Here is a 16,561-nt window from a genome sequence, read left to right on the forward strand (position 1 = left end):
GCTGACCACGCTGCGCGGCCTGCTCCGCGGCGAGATGTGCGGGCTGCGGTGGAGCGCCGCGGTAACCGTTGCCTGCACCGGCCGTTCAGGGCGTGGGTGCGAGCGCTCGTTAGCGAAAGATCGCCAGCGCCCACATCTTGAGAACGCGATCCTTCTCGTCCCAGGTCTCCACTTTGCCGAGCACGCGGGCCGGAAACGACGCTTTGCCCTCCGGAAGCACATCCTGCTCACGTAGTCCGCTCCGGGTGATCTTCACGCGAACATGGGCGTCGCCGGAGGGGTACGGCGCGCGCAACCGCAGGTAGTCCTGGTCCGACCCGTCGCGCTCCTCGTACTCCTCGAAGCGCCCCTCGATCGACAGGAACATTCTGCTGTCACTCAGTCGCGCACCGCCTGTCGCGTTGTCGCCGAAGCTCCGGTGCGCGTGGACCTCGCCCTTGTGGAAGTCCGCGTACACGATCGCGTTGGCCTTCTCGAGTTCCTGCACGACCGTGCGGATGGCGGTTATGGGCCGCTCCTCGGCCTCGAAGGTCTGCCTCTCCTCGCCGTCCCGGATCCGGACCGCGCCGAGTTTGAACCAGCGAATCTTGACCTCGCCCTGCCCCTCCGCGCTCTCCCGGGTGTACTGCTCCACCTGCCTCTTGAGCGCCCGCACGTTCCCCCGGTACTGGAACATCTCCATGACCAGGGTCTCGTTGAGATACATCAGGAACTCGTTGGCGCCGATGCCATCCGTCCCGTCGCGGAGGCGGCGCCTACGGCGTTCGTACAGCACCACCGCGGCGGCCACGAGAGCCGCGCCGGTGAGTATGAGAGCCCAGAACCACGGGTTATCGGCAGCCACGGATCTCCTTGAATGCCTCGGACAGGGATGTCCCGTTCGCGTCGACCATGCGCCCGCCGGTGGCTTTCGCCGCTCGGTCCAGTTCCCCCGGGTTGGCTTCGGCGAGGCGGACGGTGTAGGTGTGCACAGCCTTCGCCGCGGGCGGCCGCGCCTCGTAGTTGCGCAGGAAACCCTGCAGGTTGATCCCGGTATTGTTCTCACCATCGGTCATCAGGACGATCGTGACCGGCCGCTCGGGGTGATCCCGGGTCATGGTTTCGGCCTTCCCGTACGCGGCATCCAGAGCCGACCACACGCCGGTGGTTCGGTCGAACTGCTCGGTGGCGACGTAGTCCCGGATGGCGTCGAGGTCGGACGGCCCGGAGATGGTGAAGTCCCGCTGGTCGAGCACCCGGCCGCCGAAACGCATGATGGTGAACTTCTCGCCCTTGTAGAAGCGCACGAACTTGCCCGTCGCGGACGGGTCGGCACCGCTGAAGCCGGCGAACGTGGCCCGCAGGGCGGCGATTCGCGACCCCCTCATCGACGCGGAGAAATCGAGTACGAATATCAGGTGCGAAGGATTGCGCGACTGCGGCTTGGCGTATTCGGCGACGAGCCGGTCGATGGTTTCCTTGCGCTCCGGAAAGTACAGGGTGTTGGTGCTGAAGTCGCGGAACCGAGGGTCACGCGGGACCTGGCCGTTCAGCGGACGACGCAGAGTCCGCTCCATAATCTCGCGCTGCGCGCGCTCAGACCGAAACCAGTTGACGACCATCTCGTAGCTGTCCCGCTTCGCGGGTTGGAGCAGCAACATCGGGTAATCGGCGAGAATGATGCCGTCGCGCGGGTAAAGGATCTCCAGCGGCTCGCGCAGCCTGCCGCTGGCATTCAAGGAGAGCAGTACGGATTCGTAGTTGATCAACGCGTCCGCGGCGTCCTGATTGCTCAGGTAGGAGTCGGCGAGCCGCCGCGAGGTGTCCTCGGTGAGGGTGAGCCCGGTGAAGAAGCCACGGAGTCGATCGCAGGTGATGTCCTGCTCGCGCAGGGCGCCGCCGGTTCCCGCCGCCGCCGTGGCGACGCCGATCAGTGCGGAAAGAGCGCTGCCCGCGTGCTGCGGATCCGCCATTCCGAAGCGCACCACCCCCATAGCCGAATGGTCGGCCAGATCCGACCACGAAAGATGCCGATCCGTCGTGGAGGTTCTGAGTAGATCCGCGATTTTCGGTTTGACACCGATGGCCAGCGGCGAAAACATGAACCTGCTGCTGATCGGCCGCTCGCCGGTGAAGCCGATCTGCTTCAGCCTCAGCTCGAAATAGCGGTCCGTGGACAACCACGCAATGTCGTGCTGATAATTTCCCGGATTCAGATCATTGGTCGCGTCGATCGTTCCACGGTGTTCCATAACGAGTTCGATGCCGGTGTCCCGCCGCAGCTCGTCGAGCAGCGGCTGCATGTCCGTCAGCTCGGAGGAGGCGAGCACCCGCAAGGTGGTGTGCGGTGGCGGCTGCTCGGGCGCGGTACACCCGGCGACCATCCCGAGCGCGACGCACAGTACCGCACCGGCGAACCTTCGGGGGCCGGGCCGCATCAGCAACCGCCGATCGTAATGATCAGCTTCTCGAACAGGTCGAGCGGCGGCAGGTACGCCCGGGTGTGATTGTTGTCCGAAGGCGGCACCTCGATCCCGCGCTCGGCGAGCAAGCCGGCCAGCAGGGGGCTCGCCGTATCCTGGTCCGCGTCGAGCACCCGGAAACCAAGCTCGACCGCCCGCGCGCGCAGCTCCGGATCGGTACGCAGCAGATCACCGACCTTCCTTCCGCTCTCGTTGAGCGCGATGAACGATGGCTGGGTCTCGAAATGGTCGGCGGGGTAGAGGAGCACGCGGTCCTCGTCGGGTTTTCCTTGAGGACGCCGCAACTGGTGGGCGAGGTACTGATGCTCGTAGATCACGACGATCGGCGCGATCCGCATCCCCTCCGGGGAGAGGTAGTAGGGAACCCGATCGGCCGTGGGTGCACCCTGTGCGCGGTAGAGCGGTTTCAGTGACTGGGCGAGTGCGGCCACCTCACTCTCGGCCGACGCGGCCCTGCCGTTGTTCTTCGCGTAGGCGATCAGACCCTGGTACGTGCCGCCGGAGTTGGACAGACACACGTCCGCGGTGTGGGCGAGCACCAGGTTGCTGTTCTCGATCCCGTAGTTGCGGATGCCGATGTCGTTCCAGCGCACGCCTACTTCGCTGAGCTGGACGAATCTACCGAGGTTGATCTTGTAGTAGAGGGGGTTGCTGCCGTTGGGATTCATGGCCGTAGCGACGCCCGCGTCCTGCAGCGCACGCGCGTACGGGCGGTAGGTGGCGAGCACGATCGGGCTGACGAACGGGAGGTACGCGTGGGCTTCCTTGTTGCTCTTCAACCTGGTGGACATGATCAAATCAGCCGCCGGCTGACCGGACGGGAAGACGAAGTCGTACTTGTCGACGTCATGCGTGGCGATCTCACGTGACCCGGTGTTGTCGACGAGCACCTCGATCTGCTTGCGCCGCAGAATCTCCCGCACCTTTGAGTCACGGAAGAAGTCGACCTTCGAGGCCATCTTGCCCTTCACGACGGTGACCGCAGGCACCGCCGGCGTCCGCGCCGGCCGGATCACGACCAACGGCAGCCCCATCACGAGGAGGCCGACCAGGCCGAGAACCAGTACGGGCGCGAGGCCAGGACGAGTTGGAGGTTGTCTGATCTTCAGGTCCGGCTCGGCCACACGCCCTCCAGCGGTTCACTCCACAGCCTGATCGACATTCACGGTTACGCCAATTGGTAAACGCGATACAAAGGCTCGATAACGCTTTGATCCAGGGGCATGACCGATCTACGACAAAAGCCCGGCCAGGGCGGGCCATCATTTCGCTGGCGTCACCTTCGACACGCACGGCGGCCACCGCAAGCAACGCCGGACCCCGACGGCATCACCACGAGCAAGGCCGTCGACGGTAGACATAAACGTACCCCGATCCGGCCACGGCAGCCAGGACGGCCCACGGCTCGGCTCACGGTTTCCGTGATCAATCCCTCCTGGGTAAGCCCACTGCCTGCCTTCGACGTGAACAGGGCGACAATGTCGGTCTGATGTGGACGCTCGCGGGGCGCCCACGGAGGAGACGCCCTGACGATGCGTTTGAGAAAGCTGTCGGCCGTCTTGCTGGCCGCGGGGTGACAACGGTGCTCACCACGCCGATGCCCGCGACGGCCGGACCGGTCCAGGCCGGGACGACGGCCGCGACACCACAGGCAGAACCGGTCCGCGTCACGCTGATCACCGGTGACGAGGTGGCCGTGAACGCGCACGGCACCGCCCTCACACCCGCGCCGGGACGAGCCGGCATCCCGGTCATGCGCCAGGTTCTGAACGGCGACCAGTACGTGATCCCCGCCGACGCGCTGCCGTTGCTCCGGTCCGGCCGGCTGGATCAGCGGTTGTTCGGCGTCACCGCGCCGCAGAGGTTCGGCTACACCGGGCGTCGGGACCTGCCGCTGCTGGTGCAGTACCCGAAGTCCGGCGCGAGCAGAGGCCCGGCCGGCGCGCGCGCCGCGGTCGGCGCGAAGGCCCGGGTGAGCCGCGACCTCGATCGGGTCGGGATGCTGGCGGTACACGCGCGCAGCGACCAGGCCGCTCTGTGGTCCTCGCTGACCAGTGGTACGACCAAGGCCCGTACCCTGCGCGCGGGTGTGCAGCGGGTCTACCTGGACGGCAAGCTCCGTTCCAGCGATGACGTCAGCAACCCGCAGGTCGGCGCGCCGACCGCCTGGCAGCAGGCGACCTGCGTATCAGGCTGCGGAATGTGCCGATCGGCATATGGCCGTGCGGCTCGTCCGCGGACACGCTGAACCCATGAAAATTGCTCTCCTCGCAATGACGGCGGCAGCCGCCGTTGGTACACCAGCCGCCGCTGGCACGCCAGTTGCCGATCCGACGATGCCTCCGCCCGTCCCCAGCACCCCCGGCGCGCGCGTACGCGGCGTCGGTCAATTCACCTACGACGAACCTGGAGTGCAGGGCCACCGGATCCGGTTCAGCATCAGAGCCAAAGTGGCAGCAAGCGGTACGACCAACGGAGTCCTCGGTTACCGGCACCTGCTACCCGATGGACAGGTCCTCGGCGAGGGTTACGCGGAAGTTACCTGCGTTAATGTCCAGCAAGGCACGGCATTGGTGGCCGCCGTCGTCCGTGAAGGCCACGGCAGCGTCCGCAACCACGGCTTCTACCTCAAGATCGTTGATGGCGGTGAACGGCGACCCGACCACATCGAGACGCTTCAGGCCCAGGATGGCCCCACACGTCCACCGCGATACTGCATCGACACCGCGATCGATCCGACCCTCAAGCGCTATCCGATCGAACATGGCGGGTACCAGATCCGATTTTAATCTCGGATAGCGCGCGTACGTTGTCGAACAACCATGGAGTTCATGGTCCGGCTGCCGCCGCCGTGGGCGCGCAGGACCTGAACGCTGTGCCTGCCCAGGCGACCGCACGCCGCCCGGCTGCGGTCTTGGGAGCGCCTTCGACGATCTGGTAGCCGCCATTGGTCCCAGTTCCGCTCGACAGTCAGCACGCTGCCGGCCGTGGACGGGTGCCGAGACAGCCCGGTGAAAGCCGCATGTAAGCCCGTGCTGGTCCACCGAGCCGGCGTAGAAATTGCCGATCGTAAACACGAAGCCGGCAAGAAGTGTCGTCCCTACCTCTCGGAGTCATTGAATGGCAGAAAAGTCCGCTCGCAACTGGCGACGCCACCTCGCGTTGGTTGCCGCCCTCGTGGTCGGGTCGCTGGGCCTACACGTATCGTCGGCGCAGGCGAGAGAGGCGGTGTCACTACTCGATTGCCCGACCATCCCACCCGTCCACGACCCGGCCGTCATCAAGACCGTCCACCGGCTCGCCCGTGTCCGTGCCGTGTCCGACAAGGTGATGTTGGCCGCCTTCGAGACCGGCTGGGTCGAGTCGCACATGAACAACCTGCCGTGTGGCGACCTCGACTCAGTCGGCGTGTTTCAGCAGCGCCCGAGCCAGGGCTGGGGCACGCGGGAGCAAATCATGAACGTCGAGTACGCCACCACGAAGTTCCTGGACGCGGCTATCGCCGTCGAGCGCAGGTCTCCCGGACTCAGCGCGCCGCAGGTGGCGCAGGAAGTGCAGCGGTCGTGCTGCCCGGAAAAGTACGGCCAGGCGGAGGGCATCGCACGGAACCTGATCGCGCTGGCGATCCGGGCCAACGCGGAGCGCATCTCCGATTGGAGTGGTGACGGGCATGCGGATTTGTTGGCGGTGGATCCTGGCGGGGCGCTCTGGTACTACCCGAACAATCAGCTGCGGTTGAGCGGGCGGGAGTTGCTGGGTGAGGGTTGGGCATCGTTCCTGCATGTGAAGGCCGCGGACTGGAGTGGTGACGGTTTCGCCGACGTGATCGCCGTCGATCCAGCTGGCGACCTGTGGTACTACCCGCACCAAGGCACTGGTCTCGCCGGCCGGCAGCGGATCGGCGTGGGTTGGCAGGGGTTTCGGCACGTGATGGCGGCCGACTGGAGTGGTGACGGGCACGCGGACATCATCGGCGTGACCGCCAGCGGGGACCTGTTGTATTACCCGCACCAAGGCGATGGGCTGGCCGCGCCCGAGCGAATCGGCGAGGGCTGGGGAGGATTCCGGCACGTCATGGCGGCGGACTGGAGTGGTGACGGTTTCGCCGACGTGATCGCCGTCGATCCAGCTGGCGACCTGTGGTACTACCCGCACCAGGGCACTGGTCTCGCTGGCCGGGAGCGGATCGGTACCGGCTGGAACACCTTCCAGGTCGTCCGCGCGATGGACTTCTCGGGTGACGGCTTCGCGGACATTGTCGCTGTCGATGCCGCAGGCGATCTCTGGTACTACCCACACCAGGGCAACGGGCTCGACGCAGGCCAGCACATCGGCGCCGGCTGGGGCGGCTTCACACACATCCTGTAGTCGGCTGGGTGGCCCGGGGGGCATCTCACCCCCGGGCTCCCGCAGCGGGCTCGAGGCAACTCGTGTAGCCAGCCGGCGCCGTCGTCGATCGCGCCGGACGGCGAGTCTGGCCGGCCAGCAGATCAGCGGTACGACAAGCCCGAGCAGCAGGATGGCCACAAGCAGCACGCCGTCGGCGGCACCGGCGGGTATCAGACAGTTCGGCGGCCGGTCCTCGTCGCGGCGGCGTCCGGTGCGGACGACGCCACAGATCGCGGTCCCACTCGTCCTGACTGTGCCCTAACGGCAATCCCAGCGACGTTGGCTCCTGCGCCGCCTGGTCACCCCGTCCCGGAACAGCCGAGCACCTATGAGCACCCAGCCCGACCGCAAACACGAGAATGGCTCCGACTCCGAGGCGAAGCCCCAGGCCAGAGCCGTGATCATCGGTGGGCCGCCTGGGACTCGAACCCAGAACCCGCGGATTAAAAGTCCCTGGCAGCCCATCCAATCCACCAGGATGGGCTCTACTGCAGGTTCCGTCCGATCGCAGCCTTCCCAGACCGACCGAGTCCCGCCGCGTCCGCGCAGGTCCACGGCCTGGGACCCAAGGAATCCAGCGCAGCCGATAGAGGAGGCGCCTTGTGGGAGGTCAGGGATCCGGTTGTGTCCCGGTGTCTCCGCGTCAGTTCCCCGACGTTCGAGCACCCACAGAGCACCCCGGGAGCGCCCAACGGCTTCCCCTGCGCGGCCGATCGCATCGCTAACGGCAAAAGGCCACCGCTGCAGCCGGACGGAGGCGCCGCTCGGCCAGGGCGATTTCGCTACGCAGGTCCGCGACTCTGCCGATGATCCGGCCGAACAGCGGGTCCTGGGCGGCCTTCTGCATCTGGGTTCGCGCGGTGTCTCCCCCTTTGAGTAGGCGGTAGCGGTCGGCGAGATGCCAGTCGAGGCCGAAGAGGTAGGCGAGGTTCGTGGTCGCGTCGGCGTCCGACCGCCGTCCGTGACTACGCACCGCGGTGTTGTAGCCGTTGGAGTTGGTGCGACGAATCAGAAAGGACACCAGATTCCGGCCGCTGATGCCGGCGTGCTCGTCGGGCAGGCTGAAGAGGTCGCGTTCGATGAGGCGCTGCCACTCCGCGAGCCGGAGGTGACCGGTGTTCAGTTCGAGTTGGCCGCGGTCGGTGGCTGGCGGCAGCGGGTCGAGGTGTACCCAGCCAGGGCGTGATCCAGTGCGCTTTACCTGCAGCGGTGTGGTGAGCTGAGACCAGTCGAGTGACAGGGTGAACTCGATGCCGCGCAATTCTGGACGTACAGCAGGAGTGGATGCGTCCGCTCGTTCCCCGAGGAGGAAGTGCCGTAGTTCGATCATGCTGGACTTGCCGGCACCGTTGCGGCTGTCGGTCTCCCGTGACCCGGGGGTGATGTCGGCGACGAAAACGGAGCCGACACGGCCGCCTCAGCGGGGGCGGAGTATTGGCCGCGCCAGCCGCAGAAACACCAGAGGAAATCTGGAGCTGTATCCCGACGATGTGGCAGCGAGCGTGGGCCGCCTGCGGTGCCCACTTCCACTCACTCTTGGCTACCCTGAGCGCAGGTCGAGCTCGGCCATGCGGGCAGCGGCTCCCGAGGCACCCCACCAGTCAGTTCCGGGAATCGGATATGGAGTCGGCGGAGTCAATAACCTGCAGTTCATTCGAGTGCACGTATTGGACGCTCAAGTGATCCCGGGCAGCCGAGGCAACGTAACCGTCTATGAATCGGGCGATGCCTTCGAAGTCCGACTGCACAACCCTCATCCCGTCGTGGTCGAACTGCCTCCAAGTCCCGTCCGATGCGCCGTCCAGGTGGACTCGGCGCAGTGTGGGTGTCCGGACTGGTAACCAGTGTTCTCTATGCCCCCTGTTCAGCAGCACCAACTCCTGCAAGGCGGTCATGTGCCCGATCTCCTTGAGATCGTCGACGCCCTCCAAGACCAGTAACCGGCAGGCGGTCATGTGCCGGAGCACATGACCGCTGGCGCCCCGTCCGTGCAACCACAATACCTGCAGGTGCGCGCCCCATCGACGCAACTCGCTCAGATCGGAGGTCTCGGTCAGGTTGCCCACCATCAGCATTATTGGTGGGTTGATCAAACGAAACGAATTTTCTGAAACGAGTTCCGGGCTGTCAAGATAGATACTATGGAGCGGGCCAGGAATGTTACTACTGGTAATCAGCTCGCGCAACCATGAATCGACTGGAGACGGACGGAATCCGACCATCCCATCGCGGGACCATTCCTCTATTATGCGATCCGGTCCGACTCCGTAGCTGCGCAGGCGCATGCGAATATAGCCTAAACCGAAGACCACACGTGCTGCCCGTGAATTGAGGAGGCTCCAGGCGGCAGCCGACGACACGTCGGGGACGGATATGCTCTCCACATTGGCTGCGACGGACAGCGCTTCAAGTACAGTTGGTTCCGACACAGCAGGGGTGGGAATCTGCAGTGCGCACCGTTTGGAAACGTGTCGCAGCGCCGCGAGCACCTGCTGCACATTGCTGGCCATTACAGGCATCCGATCAGCCGCGAGGGGTCGGACAATGCGGATCGCGTACTCGTCCGCGCCGAAGAACCGCCAGGCATCCATTAGTGCGCGTCTGACGGTCCACCGGGGATCGGCCAGGTGACGCTCCAGAAGTGCGATCCCGGCCGGATCCCCGATCTCACCCACGGTACGGATGATCGCCGTGACCTCCTTGACCGTGCGCCCGGGGAACTCGGCGAGCAGGTCGAGCACGAACGCTCCGGCTGTCGCCAGCGAGCGGGCCGCCGCGACGTTGTTGGGGGGAAGCAAACGCGTAGCCGCCGCTTTGACCCGCTGCCGCATCTCGGGCGTGAGTTCACGTACGGTCTCCAGGCACGAGACGGCCAGCAGGTGGAACACCTCCCGGCGGTGAGGCTCCCGGTCCCCTCGGTCCAGCAACGCGGAGACGAGCTCACCAGCCTGCTTTGGGGTGGCATGGCCGGCTGCCATGACGATGGTCTCCCGCCATTCAGCCTCGTCCGCGTTACGCGGAAGCAGCCCAACGTCGTCAGCATCGACGGCGGCCTTGCCAGCCAGATACTCCTGGAACGTGCGATGCACGAAATTCGTGTGCTCGTGCACCGGCTCCCGGATCAGTCCGCTGCGCTCCAGCAGATGCCGGTAGACCTCTTCCGCAGTCGCCTCGATCGCCGGCAGGTTGGGCAGCCTCGTGCCGATACGCTCGACCACTCGCGACGTGGGCGCCTCCGACCAACCGTTGCGGATCAACCAGTAGGCGACGTCCTGGAGCAGCAGGGTCTTCGCCGTACGGGTGAGCCCACGCACCGCGTCCAACCCGCGCTCGATGTCCCGCCGCTCGAGCAGCATATGCAGCGACACCTCGTAGAGCTCCATCCGACTGGACGGAAGGTGTGCATGCCGGTCCCTGTGCAGGGCGCACAGGAGCGCACAGAGTAGTGGATATCCGGCCAGCCGTCGCAGATGGTTACGCGATTCCAGCTTCAGCAGCAGACTCTGCTCGTAGCCGTCCAGGTCCTGCCGGGTGGAGGCGTCGCGGCTCTGTTCCCGCATGGCGCTGTGCCACCGCTTTACGAACTCGTTGATGTCTGCGCGGGCCATGGGTTCCAGTTCGCATACCTCGAAGTCCTCACCGTCGAGCCAGTCGGCCGGCGCGGCGGACGGACGCGAGGTGACCACGTACCGGGCCTCGTGGAAGAGGTCGACCAGGCCACGCAGCCAGTGCCGCACCTCCTCGCGACGCGTCGCACTGAGTTCGTCCAGCCCGTCAACGAGCACTACCGCCTGCCCGGACCGGAGCTTGGCGTGCACCCAACCAGGCGGCATCTCGGCGGACACGTGCCGCCCCAGTTCGGCAACAAATTCCTCCGGCCCGGGCAACGGTCCGTTGGCGTGCCGGCGCAACGCGATAAAGAACGGCACCGTGTCGTTCCAGCCCGACAGGGCGGACTCGAACGTCGAGCGTGCGCTATGAACCGCTATCCACTGCAACAACGTCGTCTTGCCCAGCCCCGCCTCTCCCCGTACGAAGATCCGCCGATGCCGGCTCAGTACGTCCGGCACCCGTAGGCCCGTCTCACCGAGCCCCTCGTCGCTCTCGCTGTCCCCGGAGACGGTCAGGCTGAGGTATGCGACCGAGAGCGGGTAGCGGCGGCTCGCTTCTGACAGCGTCGCGCCGAAAAACTCAATCTCGTCGAGCCGGTTCGCGACGAGCTGCCGGTAGTCACGTTCGAAATCGCCCTCACCACGCCGTTTCGGGAGCCGGTCAAGCGCCTCCCGCACCAGGTCGAGCAGTTGAGCGTCGCGTCGCAGCAACTCGCCCATCCCGGCGATCCCGGTTTGAGGAAGTACGGTACGGAACTGGATGATGTACGTGCACGACTCCCGGAGCACCAGGTCGTACAGGCTTCCTGCCTCGGCCGATAAGCCGGCCCGGTGTTTCGCGTCGGGCACCGCCCGTCTGACGTACCGATCGAGCTGCCCCGCGTCCAGGTCCATCGCGAAAAGATCGTCGTCGGTAAGCGCTACCCGGTCGAGGGTGTCAGTGACGGCCGCCACCGCGGCGAGTCGCTCGTTCTCCGGAAGCCCCCGGTATTCCCCGAGAATCAGTGGCTCCAGCCGCTCCGCCACCACCTCGGCGCTCTCGTCGACCATCCGCGTGAACCGGCGGCGCTCCCTGTAGCCGGTCAGGCGCTGGCCAGCGATGTCCACGGCTACACCGATCATGTCGGCGGCGATCTTGTTGCTACCGAGCCAGATGCCGACCGCTCCCTTGACGACGGCTCCGCCCAACGCGATGGTGATGGCCTCGACACTCATTCGGACCATCGTGCTGCACGCGGGCAACCGTGTCATCTCCCAATGCCATGACACTGCCGGGCGGCGACATCTCTTATCGGTGAAGTGACCTCTTGAGGCCGAACTCCTCCTGACCTGGCATCCTCCTGACGAGAAGGAAGCCGCGCTGGGGTCTCTCTCGTGAACGGCCCTGATATACAGTCCCGGCACCGGCGGCGCCGATGCCGCCGGACGCGCCGGTGACCACCGCAACGGGGGCGCGATCCATCGCTTCCGGTCGTTTAGTCAGCAGCGTGGGGGCGGGATCCCTCGGCCACTGGGCGTTCTCACGAGCGGTGAGACCGAGCAGGATCTCGACGTAGCAGCCTCAGGAGTTCCACGTTCGCGGCTTCCACCCCTTCTGGGTGAGTCCGATGGCGTCTAGGACCACCTTCTGCCGCCCGAGCGGAAAGTTGATGGTGTCGATCTCGAAGTCGACACCTTCGACGGGCAGGTCGGGCGAGGTGAGCGTGTCGATGACGTCGTCGAGCGAGCGAGGCTTGCCGTGGCTGGCCATGTACCGGAAGGACGTCGCGTAGATATCGTCGAAGGGCAGTGGCCGCAGACAGAGCTGCTGAGGCGTGGCCACGGCCCACGTCCAGGTGATTTCGGAGAACGCGGGCCAGCCCTTGGGCATCTCCACGACGGCACTGCCGGATGTCAGCTCCGTGCGGAGGCGGTTGACTTGGGTGGCGGCTGAACTAACCCAGTCCTCGATCTTGATGACTTCGGGAAGCGAGATGGCGTCGATGGGCCACTTGATCTCGAGGCAGAGGCCTCGCCGCTGGCTCCGGTCCACCGCCACCACGTCAAGGTCGCCAGCCGTTTGGCGGTCTTGACGCCGGGCTCGTATCCGGTCGGCCACAAGGACTCCAGGTATCTGACCGAGCCAGTCCTTCCACTTCACTGCCCGGTTTCCCTGCCGTTGACCGACGGGCCCGTACCGGCCGGGGTCGTAGGCGGAACTGCGCAGGATGATCGCGTCGATGACCCGAGGCGTGATGAGCGGCGGGCACACGATGATGGTGTCCTCGAGCTTTGCCAGCGGTGATACACGGCAGGAGCGGCCGGTAGTGTAGGTGAGGCGTTCGATGGTGGCGTCGATGCATGCCGTCGGAACCGTTGGAAGCAGCTCGGCCGTCATCTCGAGCAGCGTGGTCCGACGGAGGTTCGCCAGGGTCGTTTCGGTGCGCTTGAGCATGCGCGCCGCCGCCTCGCACAGTGAGGCGAATCCCATGACGACCGACAGCACATCAGCAACTTGGCCCACGGTCAGGCCGCCATCGAGCTGGAAGGAGTCGGGGAGGTTTCCCTCCGGCAGCGCGTGGCGGTAGGCGTCCACAGCCGTTTTCGCGCGCTGCGCCGCCGCGCGGAGGACATCCGCCGGGGGGAGTTCTCGGGATGCTCTTGGCCGGCTCCCGATCCACGCCCGTTCGACCGACGTGATTCCGGGAAGGTTGGCAGGGGCGGTGGCGTGTTCGAGGAAGGCGTCGGCCGCCTCGACTGCGGGATTCCAGCGGTGTCGGATTCGGAAGGCGTCGCCACGACGGCGAATCTCGTAACCACCGGCCCTGACGGTGCCGTGGAGGTTGTCGAGGCGGGTCGCTTCCAGGGCGGCGAGGCAGATGTCTGCGGCCTCTACGTCTTTACAGGGCCCTTCTCCCACGGGAATCTCGTGGTGCCACGTGATGATCTGGGCGAGGACGGACTCCCATGGCACATCGCTACCACGCCCTTGAGCAATCTCCATTGCACGGAGGCGAGTCGCATGCTGGAGCAGCGTGAGCAGCCGCTCCGGCGCGGACCGCCAGCCGGGAAGATCGCGTGCCGCCTGTCGGCGGCTGTCGATGAGGCTCTGGAGCTCGTCGTCGGGTCTCACGTCGTCATCCCGAGTCTCCCCGTCCTCTCACTCCTGTCGATTTGGCCCTGTCGATTGTTCAGCATTGGCCTGGCCGTGGCGACCCCTCCAACGCCAGCGCTGCGGCTTCCCGAGCCACAGTCCGCTGCGCCATCGGGGCGCGCCGGCCGAGCTTGAGGTCAGAGTCGGCAGAGGTTGTCACCATCGCCGAGCCAGGTTGTCGGTGCCGACTGGTGAACTTGGCGGGCGACCGAATCCATCAGGAGGAACGAGTGCCCTATCAGCCCGCCGAAGCGTGGAGGCACCAGCCTTCGTACCTGCAACCGGCGGTGCGGGTCCCCGATGTCGGTGAGGACCCTGCGCCTTGAACGTCGAGCGGTTGACTGGATCATGTCAGGCGGGCGGTGGCCGAAGGGGTTCCCGTGCTCTCTACAACGCCGCAAAGTCGTACGGAGGTCCCGGGCCTGTTCATGCGCTTGCTTCTCGTTCCGGTGCCTTCTGGGTGCGCACGCCAGGAGGGGTCGTCCTTGCCGGACTGGCACGATACGGCCTGCACCGGCCCAGGTCTGCCGGAATCAGCAGCCTCGGACGCCCCGACCGCAACGCCTGGAGTGAGCGTGCCGAGCTTGGCCAGAGGGCCAACGCGGTTGGTCGCGGTCACGGCTGCGGGGAGAGAGGTCCGACCAGCATCGCCGCCGCCAACCCGATACCTCGTCCCGCGACAGCGAACAGCCACTCGCCGATGGTTGCCTGATGGCATCGCCGAGCCTTGGCTCCAGCCAGATCCCCGGGCGAGCCAAGGGACGTATGAGCGTGGTCCTCGACGGACGCTCTCGCCGAACCGGTGAACATTATGATCTCTCGGTCGTTTACGATTGGCCGTCCCAGAGCCGACCAGCGGTTCGGACCTGGGGCGCAGGACCGAGGACAGCGATATCTGGGGAGCACGACGTGTGAGCAGCAGGTTGTCCTGATGTCCACTGCGGCGGAAATCTTGCTTTCACGAGCGTGTCTGTGTTCTCCTGGTCCTGGTTGATGTCACGCGTACGAAGGGTTGTGCTGTGAAAAAGGGGCACTACGGCGTACCTCTTCAACGCAGTGACTACCTCAAGCTGGATCCGAACGAGAACAGCTGCACCCTGGAGGGTTTCCAGGACTGGCTGGAAGGCTTCGGCAAGGGCAAGAGGCTGGCTGTGGACCTCTTTTCCGGCGCCGGCGGCCTCAGCTCCGGCATCGAGCGGGCGGGATGGACCACAGCAGCAGCGGTAGACTTCGACGAGCGTGCGCTGGAAACCCACCGGGCGAACTTCCCGGGCCTCAGCCTGAAGATGGATCTCGGTGACCCCGCCGAGCGCGACAGACTTGAAGGTATCCTCAGGCCCGCCAAGATCGATCTCGTCGCAGGAGGACCCCCCTGCCAGCCGTTCAGCAGGGCGGGGCGCAACAAGATCCGCGACCTCGTCAAGAACCATGGCCGCGACCCGGAGGACCGCAGGAAGGAGCTGTGGAGCGCGTACCTTGACATGGTCAAGCGGATCAGCCCGCGCGCGGTCCTCATGGAGAACGTTCCCGACATGGGGCTCCACGACGACTTCTTCGTGATCCGGACGATCGAGGAGGAGTTGGAGGAGCTCGGCTACGCAACGCAGGTACGGCTCGTTGACGCGTGGCATTACGGCGTTCCTCAGCATCGGAAACGTCTCATCCTTTTGGCGAGGAGGGATGTCGACGACTTCACGTGGCGGAAGCCCGACTCTGTGCGCACCACCCTGCGCGAGGCCATCGGCGACCTGCCCGAGCTGGAGGTCGTTCCGACGGAACGGGTCGGAGGTCGGGAGCTGAAGTACCGGAAGCCTCGCGACCTGTCCGCTTTCGCCGCGAAAATGCGGGAACAGGCGCCTCAAGGGGTGGTCTGGGACCATATGACCCGGAGAGTCCGGGTCGACGACCACCGGATCTTCGAGGTCATGGAGCCCGACACCAAGTACTCGGATCTCCAGGAGAAGCTAGCCGAGGACGAGAGGGAGTACCAGCGCTACAGCGCGGAGAAGTACACGGACAAGTACAAGAAGCTGGCCTGGGACAAGCTCAGTCGTACGATCACCGCCCATATCGCCAAGGACGGCTACTGGTACATCCACCCGCAGCAGCTTCGGACGCTCACCGTGCGGGAGGCGGCACGTGTTCAGACGTTCCCGGACCACTTCCGGTTTGCCGGTACCCGGAGTGACGCCTTCCACCAAATCGGGAACGCCGTCCCTCCGCTGCTGGGCGAGGCCGCAGCGGAGGTGCTGAAGCCTGTTGGCGACGCCACTGCCATGCCTGCCGGGCTCCGGCCCCATTGGCGTCAGGTCAGGAGTGGTCTCACGGACTGGGCGAGGCAGAGGTTGGTCGGCGGCGACTGGTATCAGTTTCCCGGCGAGAAGCCCGTACCGCTTCATGCCGCCGTGGTGGCCATGGTCTCCGGCGCGAAGGCCAAGCCAGCCGTGATGGCGGAGTTCATGACGAACGTCAGGTCGTCGAAGACGCTCACCGCAGCTCTGTTCAGGAGGCTCGTCGACGCGGCGCCCTCGGCGTCGGTCCGGGCCCGCGTGGACCGCTTGGCTCCGCTGGTGGACAGGTCCTATGACTGGCAGTGGAAAAAGCGGTTCGACGTACCCGCCAAGCTGGCCATGAAGCCAGCCGAGGCGGCTCTCTACCGGCTGCTGATCGGAGAGGATCTCATGCTGGTGGGCCAGAGCACGTTGAGGGTCGCGGCTCGGGTGAACGGTATCGAGCCGGATCACGCCAACCGCCTCAGCGAGGGCCGCGTCAACCTGGTGAAGCTCGTGGGCGCGGGCGAGGACGCACCTCTACGCATGGCCGCGATACGGTTGATCGGTATGGACCTCTGCAGGGAAGATCAACCCGTGTGTTCGGAGTGTCCACTCATCGCTCACTGTGCCAGCCGGAAGAAACTGCCCGGAGACCTGCTGACTCTGACCTTCGGTCAGGAGTAGCCGGTCGGC

The 16,561-nt window shown here is 65.7% G+C and carries 10 protein-coding genes; 4 read left to right on the forward strand and 6 right to left on the reverse strand.

Translation table 11 applies throughout. From position 1 onward, the window contains the following. Positions 1 to 109: 109 nt before the first annotated feature. The 3 genes from AB0J86_RS00650 to AB0J86_RS00660 are packed head-to-tail and all read right to left on the reverse strand — an operon-like array spanning position 110 to position 3,586. Complete coding sequence (locus AB0J86_RS00650; RefSeq protein ID WP_363850324.1) at positions 110 to 844, reverse strand: hypothetical protein; 735 nt, start codon at positions 842 to 844, stop codon at positions 110 to 112. Further along, a complete protein-coding gene (locus tag AB0J86_RS00655; RefSeq protein WP_363851558.1) occupies positions 831 to 2,417 on the reverse strand; it encodes a substrate-binding domain-containing protein in 1,587 nt (528 codons plus the stop codon). The genes AB0J86_RS00650 and AB0J86_RS00655 overlap by 14 nt, the downstream gene beginning before the upstream one ends. Beyond that, positions 2,417 to 3,586 (reverse strand): hypothetical protein, encoded by a 1,170-nt coding sequence (locus AB0J86_RS00660; protein WP_363850327.1) that lies wholly within the window; start codon positions 3,584 to 3,586, stop codon positions 2,417 to 2,419. The genes AB0J86_RS00655 and AB0J86_RS00660 overlap by 1 nt, the downstream gene beginning before the upstream one ends. A 365-nt stretch (positions 3,587 to 3,951) precedes the next feature. Here AB0J86_RS00660 and AB0J86_RS00665 point away from each other — a divergent pair, with 365 nt between their 5' ends. From AB0J86_RS00665 to AB0J86_RS00675, 3 genes are all read left to right on the forward strand, one after another. Next, on the forward strand, positions 3,952 to 4,710 hold the full coding sequence (locus tag AB0J86_RS00665; protein WP_363850330.1) for a hypothetical protein: 759 nt from the start codon (positions 3,952 to 3,954) through the stop codon (positions 4,708 to 4,710). A 4-nt stretch (positions 4,711 to 4,714) separates the two neighbouring features. After that, a complete protein-coding gene (locus AB0J86_RS00670; RefSeq protein WP_363850333.1) occupies positions 4,715 to 5,251 on the forward strand; it encodes a hypothetical protein in 537 nt (178 codons plus the stop codon). A 331-nt stretch (positions 5,252 to 5,582) separates the two neighbouring features. After that, positions 5,583 to 6,830 carry a VCBS repeat-containing protein gene (locus tag AB0J86_RS00675; protein ID WP_363850336.1) on the forward strand — a complete coding sequence of 416 codons (1,248 nt, stop codon included), beginning with the start codon at positions 5,583 to 5,585 and terminating at the stop codon, positions 6,828 to 6,830. A 742-nt stretch (positions 6,831 to 7,572) separates the two neighbouring features. Here AB0J86_RS00675 and AB0J86_RS00680 read toward each other — a convergent pair. From AB0J86_RS00680 to AB0J86_RS00690, 3 genes are all read right to left on the reverse strand, one after another. Continuing rightward, positions 7,573 to 8,112 carry a hypothetical protein gene (locus AB0J86_RS00680; RefSeq protein WP_363850339.1) on the reverse strand — a complete coding sequence of 180 codons (540 nt, stop codon included), beginning with the start codon at positions 8,110 to 8,112 and terminating at the stop codon, positions 7,573 to 7,575. A gap of 340 nt (positions 8,113 to 8,452) precedes the next feature. Then, entirely contained in the window at positions 8,453 to 11,677 is a 3,225-nt protein-coding gene (locus AB0J86_RS00685; protein ID WP_363850342.1) for an NACHT domain-containing protein, read from the reverse strand. A gap of 346 nt (positions 11,678 to 12,023) precedes the next feature. Next, positions 12,024 to 13,574, reverse strand: coding sequence for a hypothetical protein (locus AB0J86_RS00690; protein WP_363850345.1), 1,551 nt, complete (start codon positions 13,572 to 13,574; stop codon positions 12,024 to 12,026). Between the two features lie 1,040 nt (positions 13,575 to 14,614). Between AB0J86_RS00690 and AB0J86_RS00695 the strand changes: the two genes are divergently transcribed. After that, positions 14,615 to 16,552, forward strand: coding sequence for a DNA cytosine methyltransferase (locus AB0J86_RS00695; protein WP_363850348.1), 1,938 nt, complete (start codon positions 14,615 to 14,617; stop codon positions 16,550 to 16,552). The last annotated feature ends 9 nt before the right edge of the window (positions 16,553 to 16,561 follow it).

Origin of the sequence: Micromonospora sp. NPDC049559 (assembly GCF_040676675.1) — a bacterium.
Lineage (GTDB): Bacteria > Actinomycetota > Actinomycetes > Mycobacteriales > Micromonosporaceae > JBFAPK01.